A 19,251-nucleotide genomic window follows, 5' to 3' on the forward strand; every position below is an offset into this window, starting at 1 on the left:
GACGCCGGCGTGGCAAGGGCACGGCCGCTTGAGCGCCGTGCAGTGCAAACTCTTGCAGTGCAAACACTAGTAAGTGTAATCGAAAGTTCGTTCGAACGCATGCTTGACCGTGCGCCTCAGATCCTAGCTGCGGTCCAATGCCGCCGTCACGATCCGCAGGGCCTGAGCCGCTGGCATCCCCAGGTCTCGAACGACGGCGGCAAACGCTTCTGCGGCACTCGCCACCTGAGCGGCAATCACGTCGCCACCGGACGCTATGGCCGTGCCACTGCGACCGGCTGTGACAACAACACCCGCCTGCTCAAGTTCGCGATATGCTCGCGCAACCGTGTTGGCCGCAACACCCAGGTCCGTGGCCAAGGAGCGCACCGAGGGAAGTTTGGTTCCCACGGCCAGGTCCCCGGCCGAGGCCAGGTCAAGGATTCGCAACCGGATCTGTTCAAACGGCGGCACACTGGATTCTGTATCGAGACGCCAGCGGCGCATCATGACATCCATGGCATTCATACCGTGCTCGCCTCTTCCACCAATGGGTCACCAAACTGTGACATGTATAGATCGTAATAGAAACCCCTGTGAGCCAACAGCACGTCATGGCTGCCCTGCTCGATGATCCGGCCCTGGTCCATGACGAGGATCAGGTCCGCATCACGAATGGTGGAGAGCCGGTGGGCGATCACGAAGCTGGTCCGGTTGGCACGAAGTTTGTTCATGGCTTGGCGGATCATAACCTCGGTGCGGGTATCCACAGAGCTTGTGGCCTCGTCAAGGATCAAGATTCCGGGGTTGGCGATCCACGCCCTGGCAATCGTCATGAGCTGGCGTTGCCCCTGACTGAGCCCGCCGCCGTCCTCCGTCAGCACCGTGTCATAGCCATCGGGAAGTGACCGAACAAAGTGGTCAACGTGGGTGGCCTCTGCCGCCTGAATGATCTCTTCCTCGGTGGCGCCAAGCCTGCCATAGGCCAGGTTGTCCCTGATGGTTCCGCCAAAGAGCCACGCATCCTGCAGGACCATGCCAAATTGGCTCCGCAAATCCTCGCGTGTCAGGTGCGCCGTGTTGACGCCATCCACTGTGATGGTGCCAGAATCGATCTCGTAGAACCGCATCAAGAGGTTCACCAGCGTGGTCTTGCCGGCACCGGTAGGGCCAACTATCGCCACCGTCTCGCCCGGCTCCGCCACAAGGGACAAGTCCTTGATCAGGGGCTCGCCCGGCGTGTAGGAAAAATTGACATGGTCAAACACCACACGGCCGGCGGGCTCCGCCAGTTGCGCGGCAGGGCTGTAATCGGGGCTTTGCTCCTGCGCATCCAGCAGGTCAAAGACACGCTCGGCCGAGGCCACACCCGATTGCAAAAGGTTGATCATGCCTGCCAACTGGGCCATGGGCTGGCTGAACTGCCTCGAATACTGGATAAAGGCCTGAACGCTACCAATGGTGAGCGCGCCCTGCGCCACCTGAATGCCGCCCAACACGGCAACCACCACATAGTTGAGGTTTGAGACAAAGTTGGTCCCGGGCATGATGATGCCGGAGATGAACTGCGCCTTGGCGCTGGACTCGTACAGGCGGTCATTGTTTTCCCGGAACTTTTCAATGGCCGCCTGCTGCTGGCCAAATGCCTTCACAATTTCATGCCCCGTGAACATCTCCTCAACGTGGCCATTGAGATCCCCCGTGCTCTTCCACTGAGCAGCGAACTGCACCTGTGAGCGCTTGGCGACCAAGAACGTCAAGCCGGCAATCAGGGGAACTGCCAACACGGAAATACCGGCCAGCAGCGGGGAAATCGAAAACATCATGCCCAACACACCACACACCGTCAAGGTGGAAATCAGGATCTGCGTCAGCGTTTGGTTGAGTGTTTGGGAGAAGTTGTCAATGTCATTCGTCACGCGCGAGAGCACATCGCCGCGGGACTCCTGTTGAAAGTGCTGCATGGGCAAGCGGTCAAGCTTCTCCTCGATGTCCCGGCGCAGCCGGAACATGGACCGTTGAACTATCCCGGCCGTAATGAATCCTTGCGACCAGTTGAAGAAGAACGCCACCAGATAAAGACCCAGGACTGTCAAAAGAACGGCCCCCAGTGCCGTGAGATCCAAGCCCTGGCCGGGCACCACGTTCATGGCCGCGAGCATGTCGGCAAGTTGACCCTGGCCACTGGCACGCAGGGCAGCAACGGCCTGCTCCTTCGTGGTGCCGGCCGGGAACTGCTCCAACATTTTGCCGACAACACCATCGAAGATGATGTCGGTGGCATGTCCAAGGATCTTCGGCGCCACCACTGACAGGCCCACCGAGACCGCAGCCATGGCTATGACGGCAACAATGCGCACCTTGTCCGGCGCCATGAGCCGTATGATCCGCTTGAGGCTGGGCCCGAACGACACTGCTTTTTGCGGCGGCCCTCCGCGACCACCACGCGCACCCATCATGGTCATGCCGGGCTCCCTTGTCCGTTGAGTTCTGGTTCTCCTTGAGAATCATCACTGCTTAACTGTGAGGTGACGATCTCCTGATAGGTGGGGCACGTTTCCAGCAAAGTTTCATGGGTGCCCTGCCCCACCAGGCGTCCTTCATCCAGCACCAAAATATTGTCCGCGTCCTTGATGGTGCCGACCCGTTGAGCAACCACGAGGACGGCAGCGTCCCGTGTCACGGGCTTGAGTGCTGCCCTCAGTTTGGCGTCCGTTACATAGTCCAACGCCGAGAAACTGTCATCGAAGAGGTAAACCGACGGCCCTGCGGCGATGGCGCGGGCAATGCATAGGCGTTGGCGCTGACCACCCGAGACATTGGAGCCGCCCTGTTCGATGGGCGCATCCAGTCCCTCTGGCATTCCGCGCACAAAATCAGCGGCCTGGGCCGTCTCCAGGGCCTGCCAGACTTGCTGGTCTGTGGCCTGCGGATTTCCCATGCGGACATTGCTGGCTACGGTTCCGGCAAATAGATAGGCCCTTTGCGGCACCAGACCGATCGAACCTCGCAAGGAGGATAGGGTCAAGGTCTTTATGTCGTGGCCACCCAACTCGACCGTCCCTGCGGTGGAGTCCAGCAATCTGGGTATGAGGTTCACCAGCGTTGACTTGCCGCTGCCGGTTGAGCCAATGATCGCCGTCGTGGTTCCCGGCGCAGCAGAGAAACTGACACCAGAAAGGACCGGATCCTGCGCGCCGGGGTAACTGAAGGCGGCGTCGCTCACCCGAAGGACGCCGTCGAGCCTGGCCACCGAAATGGCATTCGGCGCGTCAATCACGCTGGATTCGGTGTCCAGTACTTCCATGATGCGTTCGGCACTGACGGCTGCGCGAGGAATCATCATGAACATAAACATGGCCATCATGACGGACATGAGGATTTGCATGATGTAGCTCAGGAATGCTGTGAGCGCGCCAATCTGCATTTGACCGGCGTCGATGCGCTGCCCGCCAAACCAGAGCACTCCCACGCTGGTCACATTGACCACAAAGAAGATCGTGGGGAACATGAGCGAGAGGAGCCGGCCGGTTCTCAGTTGCGAGGCTGTGAGGGCGCCGTTGGCGGTGGCGAAGCGCTCGGCCTCGTAATCGCGGCGGCCGAACGCCCGAATGACGCTGATGCCGGTGATTTGTTCACGAAGAACTCCGTTGATGTCATCCAGCTGACTCTGCACTTTGCGGAAGGTGGGGACCAGAACGCGGACGATCAGTCCGATGGCGATGACCAGCACCGGCAGGATCACCAGCAACAATCCGGACAGGGGAACATCCTGCGCCATCGCCAAAACGATCCCGCCAACGCACATGATCGGCGCCATGACCATCATGGTGAACGACATCAGGGTCAGCATTTGAACCTGCTGGACGTCGTTGGTGGTGCGCGTGATCAGTGACGGCGCTCCGATGATGCCCACTTCCTGGGATGAAAACGTCTCAACCTTGTCAAACAGGTCGCGTCGAATGGCCCGGCCAACACCCATGGCCAACCGCGCACTGAGGTAGGTCGCCGCGATGGCGCAGACAACCTGCCCGGCCGTGATCAGAAGCATCAACAGGCCAAGGTTCATGATGACGTCGATTCGACCCTTCACCACACCGTCATCGATGATGTCCGCGTTGAGTGTTGGAAGGTACAACGTGGCGATAGTCGAGAGGAACTGCAGCACAACAATGGCAATCAGCGGCCCCTTGTGCGGGGCGAGGTTGCGGGCAATCAAGCGAAACAGCACAAATCCTCCTAGGGCCGGGCCCGTGTTCATCCAGCTATCAACGTACTCCTGCGCGACCCTAATTGTCAGTGGTCAGGCTGGGAGTTTGCCGTGGTTGCTCATCCACCCCACCGCTCCCCCTGACCCGTCAGATAATGCCGTTATGTCCGCGCATTGCGACATTATCTGACCACTGACCAACGGGTCAGGGCCCAGCCGGCCTATCCATACAGTTCAAAGGCCACAACACCACCGGCCGTCACCATCTGCGTCTGTTTCCTGGCTTGTTCCTCCACCGGCTCGTCCGTGAGCATCTGCAGGTATCGGGCGTGTTCGGCCAGCGAGGCCACAGCCTTCTCGATGCTGGCCGACGACACGGGCTGGGCGTGGGTGGGCCGCGGGGACATGACGGCGACCCAGCGCGTCTTGTGCCGTGGCAGTCCCTCCGTCAACAGCTCGGGGAAGATCCATTCATTGTCTGCGTCCCCCACGGCGTCCAGCACGGCCCTGCCCACGGCGCGGTGATCTGCGGAGTTCCACCGGCCCGGGCCCCATTCATCGCGGTGGTTCAAGGTCAGCACCAGGTCTGGCCGGACACGCCGGATTTCCCGGGCCAGGTCCCGCCGCAGCGCCACGCCTTCCTCGATCCGCCCGTCGGGATGGTCTAGAAACACCAGATCCGAAACGCCGACCTTGGCGCAGGCATTTTCCTGTTCCAGGGATCGCAGCGGTGCGGATTCAGCCGGCGCAAGACCTGCGATTCCAGCTTCGCCACGCGTTGCCAGGACGTAGCTGACATGCTTGCCGGCCCCGATCCACTCGGCGACGGCGGCCGCCATCCCATACTCGGGGTCGTCGGGATGGGCCACCAGCACCAGAGCCCGGTCCCAGTTCTGCGGAAATTCCAAGAGTTCGCTCATTGTTTTTCTCCTGCCATGAAGATTCTGCGGAAGGGAAAGATCGTCCCATAGTCGCCTGCCGGATAGGCCTTCGCCACCAGCGCCGCGTATTCCTGCTCAAAGAATTTGCTGTCGGCCGGCCCCAGGGCAGCCAACACCGGCCGCAGTCCTGTGCCGCGGACCCATTCCAGCACGGGGTTTTCTCCCCGAAGGAGCTGGTTGTAGGTGGTTTCCCACACCTCAACTCTGGCGCCGGCCCGCAGGAACAGCTCCTGATATTCGGCTGGCTCACCCACGGCATCATTGTGCCGCAGCACCCCGTCCAGTTGTTTGCGCCACCGCGGGCTGTCGGCCAACTCACGCATAAGGACGTGCGACGGCGCCCCAAAGTTCCCGGGCACCTGCACCCCCAGCCACGCACCAGGGCGCATGGCCACGAGCCAGTCCACCATGAGTTCCCGGTGGGTGGGAACCCATTGCAATGCGGCATTGGAGACCACCACGTCCGTGGAATCATCGGGCCGCCAGGCCGTGATGTCCTTCTGCGCAAAGGAAAGCCCCGATGCAGTGTGGGGTGAGACACTCGAGGTTGGGCCGGCGTCGTTCTGGGACGTGAGTTTTTGCGCCTCGTTGACCATGGCCGCGGAACTGTCCAGGCCCAGCACCTGCGCGGATGGCCAGCGCTGCGCCAGGGTCGCGGTGAGATTGCCCGGCCCACAGCCGAGGTCAACCACGGTGCGGGGCGCGGACGCAGTGATCCGGGACATCAGGTCAAAGAACGGCCGATTGCGGAAATCAGCGAATTCAACGTACTTGGCCGGTTCCCAAAGAAACTGTTGATCACTCATGGCGTTATCTTGCCACAGCCGTGAGCGCCTAAGCTGGGAACATCATGAATCTTCTTGAACAGCTTGCCACCTTGAATCCGCAGACCTCAACCGACGACGACGTGTTGGACGCGTTTTTGGAGTGGACGCTCGAGAAGGGGCTGGAGCTGTACCCGGCGCAGGAAGAGGCTGCGCTGGAGCTGGTCAGCGGCAACAATGTCATCCTGTCGACGCCCACGGGCTCGGGAAAGTCCTTGGTGGCCATCGCAGCGCACTTCAACGCCATGGCCCGCGGCGCCGCAAGCTACTACACGGCCCCCATCAAGGCCCTCGTGTCCGAGAAGTTCTTTGCCCTGTGCGAAATTTTCGGGGCGGAAAACGTCGGCATGATCACCGGTGATTCTTCCGTCAACCAGGACGCCCCCATCATCTGCTGCACGGCGGAAATCCTGGCCAACATCGCCCTGCGCGAAGGTGAGAATGCCGACGTCGGCGTTGTCATCATGGACGAATTCCATTACTACTCCGACCCGCAGCGCGGCTGGGCCTGGCAGCTGCCCTTGTTGGAGCTGCCGCAGTCGCAGTTCTTGCTCATGAGTGCCACCCTGGGCGACGTCAGCCGCTTCGAGCGCGAGCTGACCGAACTGACGAATCGCACGACCACCACGGTGTCCTCCGGCGAGCGTCCCATCCCGCTGCACTACTACTACGTGCAGACCGGAGTCCACGAGACTCTCGAGGAGCTGCTGGCCACCAAGCAGGTGCCCGTCTACGTGGTGCATTTCAGCCAGGCCGAGGCCATTGACCGCGCCCAGAACCTCATGAGCATCAATGTCTGCACCCGCGAGGAGAAGGACAAGATCAATGATCTCGTTGCCGGTTTCCGCTTCTCGGCCGGCTTTGGCAAGACCCTCAACCGCCTGGTCCGCCACGGCATCGGCGTGCACCACGCTGGAATGTTGCCCAAGTACCGCCGCCTCGTGGAGCAGCTGGCCCAGGCCGGACTGCTGAAGGTCATCTGCGGCACCGACACCCTGGGCGTGGGCATCAACGTGCCCATCCGCACCGTGCTGCTGACAGCCCTGAGCAAGTACGACGGTGTCAAGACGCGAGTTCTGCAGGTTCGAGAGTTCCAGCAGATTGCCGGACGTGCGGGCCGCGCCGGCTACGACACTGCCGGCACCGTCATTGTGCAGGCCCCCGAGCACGTCATTGAAAACACCAAGGCCATGGCCAAGGCCGTTGCGAAGTTCGGCGATGACCAAAAGAAGCTGCGCCAGGTGGTCAAGAAGAAGCCCATGCAGGGCTTCGTCTCCTGGGGAGAGCCCACGTTCACCCGCCTGGCCGAGTCCGTGCCGGAGCCGCTGACCTCCAGCTTCACCATTACGCACGCCATGCTGCTGAACCTGCTTGAGCGCCCCGGCGACCCGTTCCAGGCCGCCAAGGCCCTGCTGACCGACAACCATGAATCGCCATCCAAGCAGCGCATCCTCATGCGCAAGGCAATCGGCATGTATCGTGAACTGCTCGGCGCAGGCGTTGTGGAACGGATTCCCGAGGACGAACTCGAGAATGACGGCCGCACGGTCCGGCTCACCGTCCACCTGCAGATGAACTTTGCCCTGAACCAGCCGCTCTCCCCCTTTGCCCTGGCCGCGCTGGACCTTTTGGATGCGGAGTCTCCCAGCTACGCACTGGACGTCATCTCCGTCATCGAAGCCACCTTGGAAAAGCCGCGCCAGATTCTTGCGGCCCAACTAAAGCGGACCCGCACCGAGAAGGTCGCGGACATGAAGAGCCAGGGCATCGAGTACGACGAGCGCATGGCCATCCTCGACGAGGTCACCTACCCCATGCCGCTCTCGGAGCTGCTCTTCGACGCCTTCGACGTGTACCGCAAGGCCGCCCCGTGGATGGGCGATTTTGAGCTGAGCCCCAAGTCGATCATTCGCGACATGTATGAGCGCGCCATGAACTTCGGCGAATACGTCCAGTACTACTCGCTGGCCCGTTCCGAGGGCATTGTGCTGCGCTATCTGACCGACGCTTACAAGGCGCTGCGCCAGACCGTTCCTCAGGATGCGCTGCGCGAGGACCTCGAGGACATCATCTCCTGGCTGGGCGAGCTGGTTCGCCAGGTTGACTCCAGCCTGCTGGACGAGTGGGAGAAGATGACCAGCGGCGAGGACTCCGTGCCGCTGGAAGAGACGGCGCTGCCCCCGGCTCCCCCTCGCTTGACGGACAACTCCCGTGCCTTCCGCGTTATGGTCCGCAATGAGATGTTCCGCCGTGTGGAGCTGGCCGCCGACGACGACTTTGAGGCCCTGGGAACGCTCGACGCCGAGCACGGCTGGGATTCCGATCGCTGGGCCGACGCCTTGGATGCGTACTGGGACGAACACGAGTTCATTGAATCCGGGCCCGCCGCCCGCGGCCCGGCCCTGCTGCACATCACGCCCTCTGCGGACTCCTGGGCTGTGCGGCAAACCATTGTGGACCCGGAAGGCAACCACGACTGGTTTATGTCGGCCACGGTGGATCTGGATGCATCCAACGAAGCCGGGTCCGCCGTGGTCCTGTTCAAGGAATTCAGCCGAATGTAGAGGGCGCGATAAGCTCGATAACATGAGTCTGCTTCGCACTGCTGTGCCCTCCGATGTCCCCGCCATCCTTGGCATGATCCACGATCTGGCTGTTTACGAGAAAGAGCCTGACGCCGTCAAAAACACGGCGGAAATGCTCCATGCCAATCTATTTGGTGTCAGCCCCCAGATCTATGCGCACGTTGTGGAATCCCCCGTTGCGGGCGAGCCAATTGTGGGCTTCGCCCTGTGGTTCCTGAATTACTCCACGTGGGAGGGCACGCACGGGATCCACCTTGAGGACTTGTACGTTCGTCCCGAGGCGCGCGGCGGCGGCCATGGCAAGGCGCTGCTGCGGGAGCTGGCAAGGATCGCCGTGGAGCGCGGCTACGCCCGGGTCGAGTGGAGCGTGTTGGACTGGAACGAACCGTCCATTAATTTCTACAAATCCTTGGGCGCGGCGCCCATGGAAGGATGGTCGGTATTCCGGCTCGACGGCGCTGCACTGGACGATTTCGGCGCGTCTGCCGCCGAGACAGCTTCTGTCGAGGCAACAGCGTGACCGCCCCTGCGCCGTATGTGGTCCGCGGACTTCGCGTCCAGGACCATTGGTTCTCCGCGCCCCTGGATCACGCCAATCCGGCCGGCCCGGCCATCAAGCTCTTCGCCCGTGAGTTTAGCGATCCGGCCCAGGACGGCCTGCCGTGGTTGCTATTTCTGCAAGGCGGTCCCGGCGGCAAAGGAAACCGGCCCACGGGACTCAACGGTTGGGTCAAAGAGGCGGCCAAGGATTTCCGTATCCTCATGCTCGACCAGCGCGGCACCGGACTCTCAACGCCTGCCAACCGCCAGTCACTGCCGCTCGCCGGAGACGTCGCCGCTCAAGCCGATTACCTTTCACACTTCCGGGCCACGGACATTGTGGCCGATGCCGAGCTCATCCGGAAGTCCCTGGGGTCCGACCCCTGGAGCATTTTCGGTCAAAGCTACGGCGGATTCTGTGCCCTGACGTACCTGTCGTTCGCCCCCGAAGGCCTCAAGGAGGCTCTCATCACGGGTGGCCTCGGCCCGCTGGCGGGACCGGCCGATCAGGTGTATCAAGCCACCTTCGAGCGCTTGCGCCGCAGAAACGCGGAGTACTTTGCCAAGTATCCTGCCGATCGGGACCGCCTGACACAGATCGTGCACCACGTTGGCGACGTGGCGGAGGTCCTCCCGACAGGTGAGCGTCTCACGGCCGAGCGTGTGCAGATGCTGGGCAACTACCTCGGCGGAAACACACGTTTTGACGCACTCCATTTCGTTTTGGAGGACGCATTCATCGATACGCCAAGCGGCGTCCAGCTCTCGGATTCGTTCCTGAACAACATCTCGGCCTATGTGGGCCGGGCCACCAATCCCCTCTATGCCTTAATGCATGAGTCCATCTATGTGCAGGGCGAGGCCAGTGATTGGGCCGCGGCCCGGGTTCTGGCCGCCAACCCCGACTTCTTCCCTGACGCGGTCGTGCCATTGCTTACGGGTGAAGCGATTTATCCTTGGTACTTCGATCAGGACCCCGCGCTTGCACCCCTGCGGGAGCTGGCCCACGTCCTTGCCGCCCGCACCGAAGGCTGGGACGCGCTCTATGACGTGGGGCAGCTGTCACGGAATACTGTTCCTGCTGCCGCAGCCGTCTACACAGACGATATTTTCGTCGACAGGGAGATTTCGCTGGCCACCGCCGGCGCCGTCCAGGGCCTGCATGTGTGGGAAACCGCCGATTTCCACCATGACGGCATAGCCGACGACGGCGAGGGCATCTTCGCCCGGTTGCTGCGGATGGTGCGGGGGTAGTTTCCGGAAGGCCGGCCAGCCGTTCCAGCTCGGCGCTAGGGCATGGCGGAGCCGCGGGCTTCCGTCCACAGCGCGTACCAGGCCTCCCGCGACATCTCGGCGGCAATTCGCGGGGCGTCCGCACAGGCGGCAATCCGGGCCGGGTTGCTGGTGCCGATGACCGGCGAGATGCGTGCGGGGTGCCGCATGAGCCATCCCAGGACAACGGCCTCGGCCGTGGTGTTCCATCCCTGGGCGAGTGCCTGGACAAGGCCGGCCGTGGCCAGATCAGCCGCGGTGCCTGATGGCCTCCCGCTGTAGAGGCCCTGGGCCAGCGAGCCGTAGGCCTGGAGCTCGATGCCGTGCGTTGCCGCATGTTCCAGGGTGCCGTGCGGGAAGCCGGTGTCGAAGCCGGTGTCCTGGTTGACCAGAACGGTGCTTTCCACCCAGGCCCGTTTGCCCAGGCTCATCTCCAGCTGGTTGGCAACGATGGGCGTCTCCAGCCGGTCCTGCAGGTGCGAGATCTGCGCGGCGGACATGTTGGAAACGCCCAGGGCACGAACCTTGCCCTCCTCCATGAGGCGGCCGACGGCGCCGGCAAGCTCAGCCACGTCCGTGAGCGGGTCGGGGCGGTGCAGCAGGAGGATGTCCACGTAGTCGGTGCGAAGGCGCTGCAGGCTGCCGTTGACGCTGGCCAGGATGTGTCCGGCGCTGAAGTCGTAGCGGCCGGGCAGCCCGTCACCGGCCTGGCGGATGCCGCACTTTGTCTGGATCAGGAGCTGTTCGCGCAGTCCCGGCGTCGCGGCGAGCACGTCACCAAAGACCTGCTCGGACTTGCCCCTGCGGTAGATGTCGGCATGGTCAAAGAGCGTGATGCCAAGATGCCGGGCAGCGTCGATGGCCGCCGCGGCCTGGTCCACCTCGGCCGGGCCGTAAGGGGCGTCGTCCCAGCTGCCACCCAAGCCCATGCAACCGTAGATGAGGCGGCCGGGCGCCGAGGCGTTTGTTGCTGCGGTGGGGTGTGAAGTCATGGATCCAAGCTTGCCACTCGCACCCGGAGCCGCCGGGATCCGGGCGCGGCGCGCCGCGTGCCTGCTAGTCGTGGCCGGCTTCTCGCATTTGGCGTAGTTCCTTCTTCAGGTCCCCCACCTCATCGCGCAGGCGGGCGGCCAGTTCAAAGTGCAGGTCCGCGGCCGCACCGTGCATCTGGGCCGTGAGTTCCTCGATGAGATTGATAAGTTCGGTCGCCGGGCGGGACGCTGCCGCGGTTGAGGTTTTCTTTTTTCCGCCCTTCCCGGCGCCCTCACGCTTGGACCGGGCTTCTTCGAGCAGTGCAGCAGTGTCGGCATCCTCACGGGCCAGCTGATCGGTGATGTCGGCGATCTTCTTACGCAGTGGTTGCGGGTCAATGCCGTGCTGTTTGTTGTAGCTGACCTGAATCTCCCGGCGCCGGTTCGTCTCGTCAATGGCGAACTGCATGGAGGCCGTGATGCGGTCAGCATACATGTGCACCTCACCGGAGACGTTGCGGGCGGCACGGCCTATGGTCTGGATAAGCGAGGTGGAGGATCGCAGGAAGCCTTCCTTGTCAGCGTCCAGGATACTGACAAGTGAGACCTCGGGCAGGTCAAGGCCTTCACGGAGCAGGTTGATGCCCACCAACACGTCGAAGACACCCATGCGCAATTCCCGCAGCAGTTCCACGCGGCGCAGCGTGTCAACATCGGAGTGCAGATATTCAACCTTGATGCCATTGCCAAGGAGATAGTCCGTCAAGTCCTCGGACATGCGCTTGGTCAAGGTGGTGACCAAGACGCGCTCATTCTTGGCTGTACGCTTGCGAATCTCACCCAGCAGGTCATTGATCTGATCCTGCGACGGCTTGACGATGATCTCTGGATCAATCAACCCCGTGGGACGGATGATCTGTTGCACGTAGCCATCGGACACGCCCAGCTCGTACTTGCCCGGCGTGGCAGACAGATAGACGGTCTGGCCAATCCGCTCAAGAAATTCATCCCACTTCAACGGCCGGTTGTCCATGGCCGAGGGCAGACGGAAGCCATGGTCCACCAGGGTGCGCTTGCGGGACGAGTCGCCCTCGTACATGGCACCGATCTGTGGCACCGTCACGTGGGATTCGTCAATGACCAGAAGGAAGTCATCCGGGAAGTAGTCGATGAGGCAGTGCGGGGCGCTGCCCTGTTCACGGCCGTCAATGTGCCGGGAGTAGTTCTCAATCCCGTTGCAGAAGCCCATCTGCTCCATCATTTCAAGGTCATAGGTGGTGCGCATTCGCAGCCGCTGTGCCTCGAGGAGCTTGTTCTGGCTTTCGAGTTCCTTCGTGCGCGAGGCCAGCTCGTCCTCGATCTGCTTCACTGCACGGGCCATCCGGTCCGGGCCTGCAACATAGTGCGAGGCCGGGAACACGTACATCTCGTTTTCCTCCCGGATGATCTCCCCCGTGAGCGGATGCAGCGTGTAGATGTTCTCAATCTCGTCGCCGAAGAATTCAACCCTGATGGCTTGCTCTTCATACATGGGAATGATCTCGACGGTATCACCGCGAACCCTGAAGGTGCCGCGGTGGAAATCAATGTCGTTGCGGGTGTACTGCATGCTGACAAACTTGCGCAGCAAGTCGTCGCGGTTCATCTGGTCACCGCGGGTCAGGGTCACCATCCCGGCCACGTATTCTTCTGGAGTTCCCAAGCCGTAGATACAGGAAACCGTGGCGACAACTATCACATCGCGCCGGGTCAGCAATGCGTTGGTGGCGGAGTGACGCAGCCGCTCAACTTCCTCGTTAACCGAGGAGTCCTTTTCAATGAAGGTGTCCGACTGGGGAACGTACGCTTCCGGCTGGTAGTAGTCGTAGTAGGAAACGAAGTACTCGACGGCGTTGTTGGGCATCAGTTCCCTGAATTCGTTAGCCAGCTGCGCCGCAAGAGTCTTGTTCTGCACCAGGACCAAAGTGGGTCGCTGTACCTGCTCAATGAGCCACGCAGTCGTGGCGGACTTACCCGTACCGGTGGCGCCGAGCAGCACAACGTCTTTTTCGCCGTTGTTAATGCGCTCGGTCAGCTCCTTGATCGCCGCGGGCTGATCACCGGCCGGTTTGAATTCGCTGATGACTTCAAAGGGGGCCACTACACGATTAATTTCCTGGGCAAGACTCATGAGCTTAACGCTACCCCCGATGGGGAAATTAGAACACCTGATCGAAGACGCCATGGGGACTACTACCCACCGAATATCCAGCGAGTGGAGGAACATCTGTGTGATTATTAGTATCAGAGTTCATCACACTCACGTCCCGCACGCCCTTTGAGAGGTAATCATGACCCAGAATCCAGAAAACTCGTACGAAAAGCCCGTTCAGCAGCCTTACGGGCAGCAGCCGGCTCCCTATGGCCAGCCTGGCTACGCTGCACCTTATGGCGCTCCGGCTGAAGACCCGGGAAAGACCCTGGGCATCATCGGCCTGGTGCTGTGCTTTGTTGTCTCCCTTGCCGGCCTGATCGTATCGATCATCGCCAAGAAGAAGTCTGAAGCTGCCGGATTCACCGACAACACCCCGGCCAAGGTCGGGGTCATCCTCGGCTGGATCTTCACGATCGTGGGCTTCCTCGTCTTCATCGGCTACATCATCTTCATCGTGGTCCTGGTCAACAGTGGCGAAATGACCACAACGTACTAAGACTCACGTTCCGTGACTGAGGGCCAGCTCATTGTGAGCTGGCCCTCAGTTGCTTAATTGGCCATTAGTCCACGATGTGAATGCAGGCGCGTACAGCAGGATCGGCGAATCCAAGGCTGTCGCCTGAGGAGCCAAGCTCCGCACAGGGAAAAAACCCGGCAACGGCCAGCGCCTCCTTGACGACGTCCGCACTGGCACCCTGTAGCCGCAGCCCGAAGACAAGTCGGTCACCGTCAGCCTTGGTTGCTTCCACCGAACTGGCCAGATCTCCTACTGCACGGACAAGACGCTCCCGCAAGCGTGCGGCGTCCCTGTCTCCAGGAACTCCCAACTCCAGCTCACTGTCACCGTGGGCCGCGGCTGTCCCCGCCGCAATGTTGGCTGCAAACGGGACCAGCCGCTGGTGCCACACAGCATCCAACTGTGCCACCGCCCGTTCCGGCGAGCCATCATTGTGGATGAGGACGTCGGCAACGGCCGCTCGCTCATCGTCGCTGGCCTGGGCCAACATCCGTGCCAAGGCGTCCGCCTCGGACATGCCCCGGTCCCGGACCATGCGGGCAATGCGTTCCTCACGAGGCGCTTGGACAACCACCACGAGATGAAAATTGGAGCCTTGACCCGACTCGACCAGTAGCGGGATGTCCTGCACAACTATCGCACCCGGTCCGGCGTCGAGCTTGAGCGAATCGGCAGCAGCCCTGACCAGAGGGTGCACGATGGCGTTGAGGGCCAGGCGGTGTCCGTCGTCCGCAAACACAATTGAGCCGAGTTTGGGACGGTCGAGGGAGCCGTCCGGGAGCAGAATACCCTGCCCAAAGCGCTCCACGACGGCCGCAAGACCAGGCGAACCCGGGGCAACCACTTCCCTGGCCAGTTGGTCGGCATCGATCACGACGGCGCCCAGCTCACGGAATCGGTTGGCGAGCAGTGATTTGCCGGCCGCGATGCCGCCGGTCAGTCCCAAGGAAAGCATGACTCCACACTAGACTGTATCGGTGAGCCCGAAAGCCCAACCCCAGCCGTCCCCGCCGCTTCCTGCGCACCAGCTGGAGACCCCCGGACCCAACAAGTACACCACCCTGGCTCCTGGCCCGGACTTTAGGCACGAGCTGACCATCAAGCGTTCGCGCTTTATCACGGTGCTGCGTCGGGTAGATGATGAAACCATGGCTCGGGAGTTGGTCACCGACCTTAGGCGCGAATTTTATGACGCGCGGCATCACTGTTCCGCCTTTGCGATTGGCGCGGACAGGAGTGTGCAGCGTTCCAATGACGACGGCGAACCGTCCGGCACGGCGGGCGTCCCCATGCTCGATGCACTCGTCAAACGGGAAACTCGTTCCGCCGCCTCCCCCGCATCAGCCGCCGCCGACCTCAGCGACGTGTGCGCCGTCGTCGTCCGCTATTTCGGCGGAATTTTGCTTGGCGCGGGCGGGCTGGTGCGTGCATACTCGGAATCCGTCAGCGCCGCGCTGGATATGGCTCCGCTGGTTCGGCGCGAGCGGCTAAGACTATTCACGATTCACGCGCCACATGCCGAAGCCGGGCGGTTGGAGAACGAACTGCGCAGTGCCGGATACGTCATGACGGGCAACAAGTACGACGCCGTCAACACTCATGTTGGGCTGGCCATGGCCGACGCGGACGCCGTGATCACAGCTGCCGTGGAACGCCTGGCCTCCCTCAGTGCTGGCCGGTGGCACCTGGAAGGCGCTGGCACCGATTGGGTGGACACACCCATGGATTCCGGCCGCTAGCTTTCCCGGCCCAGCCGACCGTCAAGGCAGGGCAGGCGGCCCGGGCGTGGTTTGCACGCCGTGACTCGTCACATAATGCCGTTTTGACGATTCAAAGCAGCATTATGTGACGAGTCACCGCGCATTCCCCTGCAAACAAATGCACGTGCTGGGCTTAACAAAACGGGTCCCCCACCCGAAGGTGAAGGACCCGTTCAATGCTGCCGGCCTAGGCCGGAGCCGGAAATTAGTTTCCGGTCAGCTTTTCGCGCAGTGCAGCAAGTGCCTCGTCAGATGCCAAGGTACCGGCACCGACTTCGGTTGCAGCAGGCTCAGAGGAGTAGGAAGTCCCTGCGGACTCGCCACCTTCTGCGGCGTTGTCAGCAGCTGCATCTTCTGCAGCGTGCTCGGCAACCTGCTTCTTGTGAGCTTCCCAGCGAGTCTGGGCGTCAGCGTACTGCTGCTCCCAAACGGCGCGCTGGCTCTCGTAGCCTTCAAGCCACTCGTTGGACTCGGAATCGAAGCCCTCCGGGTACTTGTAGTTGCCTTCTTCGTCGTACTCAGCAACCATGCCGTAGAGTGCGGGATCGAACTCGGTGGAGTCGACGTCAACACCCTCGTTGGCCTGCTTGAGGGACAGCGAGATGCGGCGGCGTTCCAGGTCGATGTCGATGACCTTGACGAACAGCTCGTCACCAACGGAGACAACCTGCTCGGCCAGCTCAACGTGGCGCACGGCCAGCTCGGAGATGTGAACGAGGCCTTCGATGCCGTCTTCAACGCGAACGAACGCACCGAACGGAACCAGCTTGGTGACCTTACCCGGTACAACCTGCCCGAGGGCGTGGGTGCGGGCGAAGGTCTGCCACGGGTCTTCCTGCGTAGCCTTGAGCGAGAGCGATACACGCTCGCGGTCCAGATCCACTTCGAGAACCTCGACGGTGACTTCCTGGCCAACTTCGACAACCTCGGACGGGTGGTCGATGTGCTTCCAGGACAGCTCGGAAACGTGAACGAGACCGTCTACGCCGCCAAGGTCCACGAATGCACCGAAGTTGACGATGGAGGAAACAACGCCGGGACGAACCTGGCCCTTTTCCAGCTTGTTGAGGAACGTGGAGCGAACCTCGGACTGGGTCTGCTCGAGCCAGGCACGGCGGGAAAGAACAACGTTGTTGCGGTTCTTGTCCAGCTCGATGATCTTGGCTTCGATCTGCTGACCGATGTAGGGAGCCAGGTCGCGCACACGGCGCATCTCGACGAGCGATGCGGGCAGGAAGCCGCGCAGGCCGATGTCGAGGATAAGACCACCCTTGACCACTTCGATGACGGTACCGGTAACGACGCCGTCTTCTTCCTTGACCTTTTCGATGTCGCCCCAGGCACGCTCGTACTGAGCGCGCTTCTTGGAGAGGATCAGGCGGCCTTCTTTATCTTCCTTCGTGAGGACCAAGGCTTCGACCTGATCGCCAACGGCGACAACGTCACCGGGATCAACGTCGTGCTTGATGGACAGCTCACGGGAGGGGATGACACCTTCGGTCTTGTAACCGATGTCGAGCAGAACTTCGTCGCGGTCAACCTTGACAACAATTCCTTCGACGAGGTCGCCGTCGTTGAAGTACTTGATGGTTGCGTCTACTGCGGCGAGGAATTCTTCAGCAGTACCAATGTCGTTGATTGCAACAACGGGAGTGGTACTAGTCTTCTCGGGGGTCGTGATGGTCATGTAGTAGGGGCTCCGATGTGGATAGTTGGTTTCGCCGAACCCTAGCAAGTTACGCACATTAGGGTGCGTCTTGCTGGACAGGGTCCGGAATTATTATGGTTGCAGGGGTTCCTGCGGATTGTTCATACACATTCCGCGCGCGGTAGCGACGGCCTGGCCGTGCCACTTCACGCATTACATGCCTACTTAGTCTAGTTGTTTGGGACTAGGAGCGCAAAACCATGTACGACGGCGATAATCGCGTTTGTGAACAGCTCAATCCTGCTGCTTCTGGGCCCCAGGACATGGTTTTTGCTGGCAGTTTTCCTGTCCGGGACGCCTTTGTGGCCATGATCATAGGCGGGCCCGGTCGCCTGGACCCGTCCGCGCGGTGAAGCGAACAGGGTGCGGTTTTGCGGACAGCAAACTAGAAGTGCGTGAGGCAGTGCGGGCTTTGAGCTGGGCGGAAGAGGGCATCGAATCGGGTTGCGGCACCGGCGTGGTGCTCGTGCACGCGTCCGGCCGCCACGAGTGTCTGCGCGGAGACCCCGCCAAGATAGAGGCTGGACAATTCGGCCACCCCCAGGCTTAGTTCGGGTTCGTTCCCCGCCGCGGTCTCAGATTCATCGACCTTGAGCACTGAAGCTGTACCACCCACAACGGCGATCCGGAAGACGCCCGAGGCGTGGCCCAACGAGTCGCGAACATCGATGGTGATGGCCCCATCCTGCTGATATGGCCGGGCGGCCAGCGCAGCCGGAACGTCCAGAATGCGCAGCCACAAGAGATCCTCGGTCTTGATTCGCTTGTAGTCGCGCTTTGAAACCATGGCCCATTCAAGCGGATCAACAACAGGCGCCTGATTCCACTTGATGCAGTCGATAAGATCCAGTGAACCAAGGAAGTTCCACAACGAGAGGTACGCTTCCTCCGTGGCAGCCAGCATGTCCACAATCTCCACCACGGAGCGGGCGCTGTCCTCCAGGGGCTTGTAGGTGACGTATCCATCCACTACGCCGGCTTCGTTGTAGTGCAGGGCCGCCCGGATGTTCTTGACGGCTTCCATGGACTCGTAGCTACCCCGGCCGGAGGCCGTGAGCCGATACATGTCGTGCCGGCCGATCGAGCCGTAGGTGGAGTCGTGCACCTGGGCGAAGACTTCATTGTGCAGGTCGAGGATCATCAGCGCATCGGCAACTTCAACACTGCCGTGCCCGGCAGCGGCGGGGTTGTGGAAGGCAATACCACCCTTGACCGCTACCTCCACCTCACATTCGTGTGTGGCCACACCAAAGCCAAACCTGCCGTAGATAGTGGCTTCGGAAGCCGTCAACGCAGCAATCGAAAGGCCTGCAGCCTTGGCCTGGGCGAGATCGGAGCTCATCATGGCCCGCAATATCCCACGACGGCGATGGCTGGGCCGCACCGTCACCGCCGTGATCTGGTGGACCGGAAGCAGCCCATCTGCTCCAATGTTGAGGGTCTTGCGGTGGTAGGCGTAGGTTGCCACGGGGTAGTCCGTACCCCATGCGCCAGCTGGGGTCGCCACGCCGTTGAGATAGGCCCCCGTCACGACGCGCGCGTCGACGCGCTCGGTCTCTACATAGTGCTTGGACATTTCCGGCGTGGGGATGTTGCCGTAGAAGCCCAAGGCAACTGCCTGTATCCAGTGGGCAACTTCTCCGGGAATTTCACCGTCCACGAACTGGACAGGAAATGACCGCAGCTCGTAGGGAAATGCCCGCTGGTGGCGGGTTGATGTCTCGTGTGCTGCGGTCATCTTCAGTCCTTA

The 19,251-nt window shown here is 61.6% G+C and carries 15 protein-coding genes; 5 read left to right on the forward strand and 10 right to left on the reverse strand.

Translation table 11 applies throughout. The features are described 5' to 3' along the window. Positions 1–123: 123 nt before the first annotated feature. The 5 genes from BLV41_RS07475 to BLV41_RS07495 form a co-directional block, all read right to left on the reverse strand. On the reverse strand, positions 124–507 hold the full coding sequence (locus BLV41_RS07475; RefSeq protein ID WP_244516783.1) for a GntR family transcriptional regulator: 384 nt from the start codon (positions 505–507) through the stop codon (positions 124–126). Next, positions 504–2,444, reverse strand: coding sequence for an ABC transporter ATP-binding protein (locus BLV41_RS07480; protein ID WP_074711211.1), 1,941 nt, complete (start codon positions 2,442–2,444; stop codon positions 504–506). Before BLV41_RS07480 ends, BLV41_RS07475 begins: the two co-directional genes overlap by 4 nt. After that, positions 2,441–4,210, reverse strand: a complete 1,770-nt coding sequence (locus BLV41_RS07485) for an ABC transporter ATP-binding protein (protein ID WP_074713175.1) — start codon at positions 4,208–4,210, stop codon at positions 2,441–2,443. The genes BLV41_RS07480 and BLV41_RS07485 overlap by 4 nt, the downstream gene beginning before the upstream one ends. A 200-nt stretch (positions 4,211–4,410) precedes the next feature. Beyond that, positions 4,411–5,109 (reverse strand): PIG-L deacetylase family protein, encoded by a 699-nt coding sequence (locus BLV41_RS07490; protein ID WP_074711212.1) that lies wholly within the window; start codon positions 5,107–5,109, stop codon positions 4,411–4,413. Further along, the gene (locus tag BLV41_RS07495; protein ID WP_074711213.1) at positions 5,106–5,936 is read right to left on the reverse strand and encodes a trans-aconitate 2-methyltransferase; all 831 of its coding nucleotides are present in this window, start codon (positions 5,934–5,936) and stop codon (positions 5,106–5,108) included. The genes BLV41_RS07490 and BLV41_RS07495 overlap by 4 nt, the downstream gene beginning before the upstream one ends. Before the next feature lie 44 nt (positions 5,937–5,980). Here BLV41_RS07495 and BLV41_RS07500 point away from each other — a divergent pair, with 44 nt between their 5' ends. The 3 genes from BLV41_RS07500 to BLV41_RS07510 are packed head-to-tail and all read left to right on the forward strand — an operon-like array spanning position 5,981 to position 10,333. After that, the gene (locus tag BLV41_RS07500; RefSeq protein ID WP_074711214.1) at positions 5,981–8,518 is read left to right on the forward strand and encodes a DEAD/DEAH box helicase; all 2,538 of its coding nucleotides are present in this window, start codon (positions 5,981–5,983) and stop codon (positions 8,516–8,518) included. 22 nt (positions 8,519–8,540) lie between these two features. After that, complete coding sequence (locus BLV41_RS07505; RefSeq protein WP_074711215.1) at positions 8,541–9,059, forward strand: GNAT family N-acetyltransferase; 519 nt, start codon at positions 8,541–8,543, stop codon at positions 9,057–9,059. Next, positions 9,056–10,333: an alpha/beta fold hydrolase gene (locus BLV41_RS07510; protein ID WP_074711216.1), complete on the forward strand. Its 1,278-nt coding sequence runs from the start codon at positions 9,056–9,058 to the stop codon at positions 10,331–10,333. The genes BLV41_RS07505 and BLV41_RS07510 overlap by 4 nt, the downstream gene beginning before the upstream one ends. Before the next feature lie 35 nt (positions 10,334–10,368). Here BLV41_RS07510 and BLV41_RS07515 read toward each other — a convergent pair whose 3' ends face one another. Further along, on the reverse strand, positions 10,369–11,343 hold the full coding sequence (locus tag BLV41_RS07515; protein WP_074711217.1) for an aldo/keto reductase: 975 nt from the start codon (positions 11,341–11,343) through the stop codon (positions 10,369–10,371). 64 nt (positions 11,344–11,407) lie between these two features. After that, positions 11,408–13,492 carry an excinuclease ABC subunit UvrB gene (gene uvrB, locus BLV41_RS07520; RefSeq protein WP_074711218.1) on the reverse strand — a complete coding sequence of 695 codons (2,085 nt, stop codon included), beginning with the start codon at positions 13,490–13,492 and terminating at the stop codon, positions 11,408–11,410. Positions 13,493–13,652: 160 nt separating this feature from the next. Between uvrB and BLV41_RS07525 the strand changes: the two genes are divergently transcribed. After that, positions 13,653–14,012, forward strand: a complete 360-nt coding sequence (locus BLV41_RS07525; protein ID WP_044572089.1) for a DUF4190 domain-containing protein — start codon at positions 13,653–13,655, stop codon at positions 14,010–14,012. A gap of 64 nt (positions 14,013–14,076) precedes the next feature. Here the strand turns inward: BLV41_RS07525 and coaE are convergent, their stop codons facing one another. Next, positions 14,077–14,988, reverse strand: a complete 912-nt coding sequence (gene coaE, locus BLV41_RS07530; protein WP_074711219.1) for a dephospho-CoA kinase — start codon at positions 14,986–14,988, stop codon at positions 14,077–14,079. Positions 14,989–15,094: 106 nt separating this feature from the next. Between coaE and BLV41_RS07535 the strand changes: the two genes are divergently transcribed. Continuing rightward, positions 15,095–15,772, forward strand: coding sequence for an IMPACT family protein (locus BLV41_RS07535; RefSeq protein ID WP_083360926.1), 678 nt, complete (start codon positions 15,095–15,097; stop codon positions 15,770–15,772). Between the two features lie 226 nt (positions 15,773–15,998). Here the strand turns inward: BLV41_RS07535 and rpsA are convergent, their stop codons facing one another. Continuing rightward, positions 15,999–17,480: a 30S ribosomal protein S1 gene (gene rpsA, locus BLV41_RS07540; protein ID WP_044572087.1), complete on the reverse strand. Its 1,482-nt coding sequence runs from the start codon at positions 17,478–17,480 to the stop codon at positions 15,999–16,001. 406 nt (positions 17,481–17,886) lie between these two features. Next, positions 17,887–19,239 (reverse strand): GNAT family N-acetyltransferase, encoded by a 1,353-nt coding sequence (locus tag BLV41_RS07545; RefSeq protein ID WP_074711220.1) that lies wholly within the window; start codon positions 19,237–19,239, stop codon positions 17,887–17,889. Between the last annotated feature and the right edge of the window lie 12 nt (positions 19,240–19,251).

The organism is Arthrobacter alpinus (assembly GCF_900105965.1).
Classification (GTDB): Bacteria; Actinomycetota; Actinomycetes; order Actinomycetales; family Micrococcaceae; genus Specibacter; species Specibacter alpinus.

Bases quoted from the DNA above. Each gene is read 5' to 3' on its own strand.
- BLV41_RS07515 (WP_074711217.1), bottom strand. From the start codon at position 11,343: ATGACTTCACACCCCACCGCAGCAACAAACGCCTCGGCGCCCGGCCGC.
- rpsA (WP_044572087.1), bottom strand. From the start codon at position 17,480: ATGACCATCACGACCCCCGAGAAGACTAGTACCACTCCCGTTGTTGCA.
- BLV41_RS07490 (WP_074711212.1), bottom strand. From the start codon at position 5,109: ATGAGCGAACTCTTGGAATTTCCGCAGAACTGGGACCGGGCTCTGGTG.
- coaE (WP_074711219.1), bottom strand. From the start codon at position 14,988: ATGCTTTCCTTGGGACTGACCGGCGGCATCGCGGCCGGCAAATCACTG.
- BLV41_RS07500 (WP_074711214.1), top strand. From the start codon at position 5,981: ATGAATCTTCTTGAACAGCTTGCCACCTTGAATCCGCAGACCTCAACC.
- BLV41_RS07525 (WP_044572089.1), top strand. From the start codon at position 13,653: ATGACCCAGAATCCAGAAAACTCGTACGAAAAGCCCGTTCAGCAGCCT.
- BLV41_RS07545 (WP_074711220.1), bottom strand. From the start codon at position 19,239: ATGACCGCAGCACACGAGACATCAACCCGCCACCAGCGGGCATTTCCC.
- BLV41_RS07475 (WP_244516783.1), bottom strand. From the start codon at position 507: ATGAATGCCATGGATGTCATGATGCGCCGCTGGCGTCTCGATACAGAA.
- BLV41_RS07495 (WP_074711213.1), bottom strand. From the start codon at position 5,936: ATGAGTGATCAACAGTTTCTTTGGGAACCGGCCAAGTACGTTGAATTC.
- BLV41_RS07505 (WP_074711215.1), top strand. From the start codon at position 8,541: ATGAGTCTGCTTCGCACTGCTGTGCCCTCCGATGTCCCCGCCATCCTT.
- uvrB (WP_074711218.1), bottom strand. From the start codon at position 13,492: ATGAGTCTTGCCCAGGAAATTAATCGTGTAGTGGCCCCCTTTGAAGTC.
- BLV41_RS07480 (WP_074711211.1), bottom strand. From the start codon at position 2,444: ATGACCATGATGGGTGCGCGTGGTGGTCGCGGAGGGCCGCCGCAAAAA.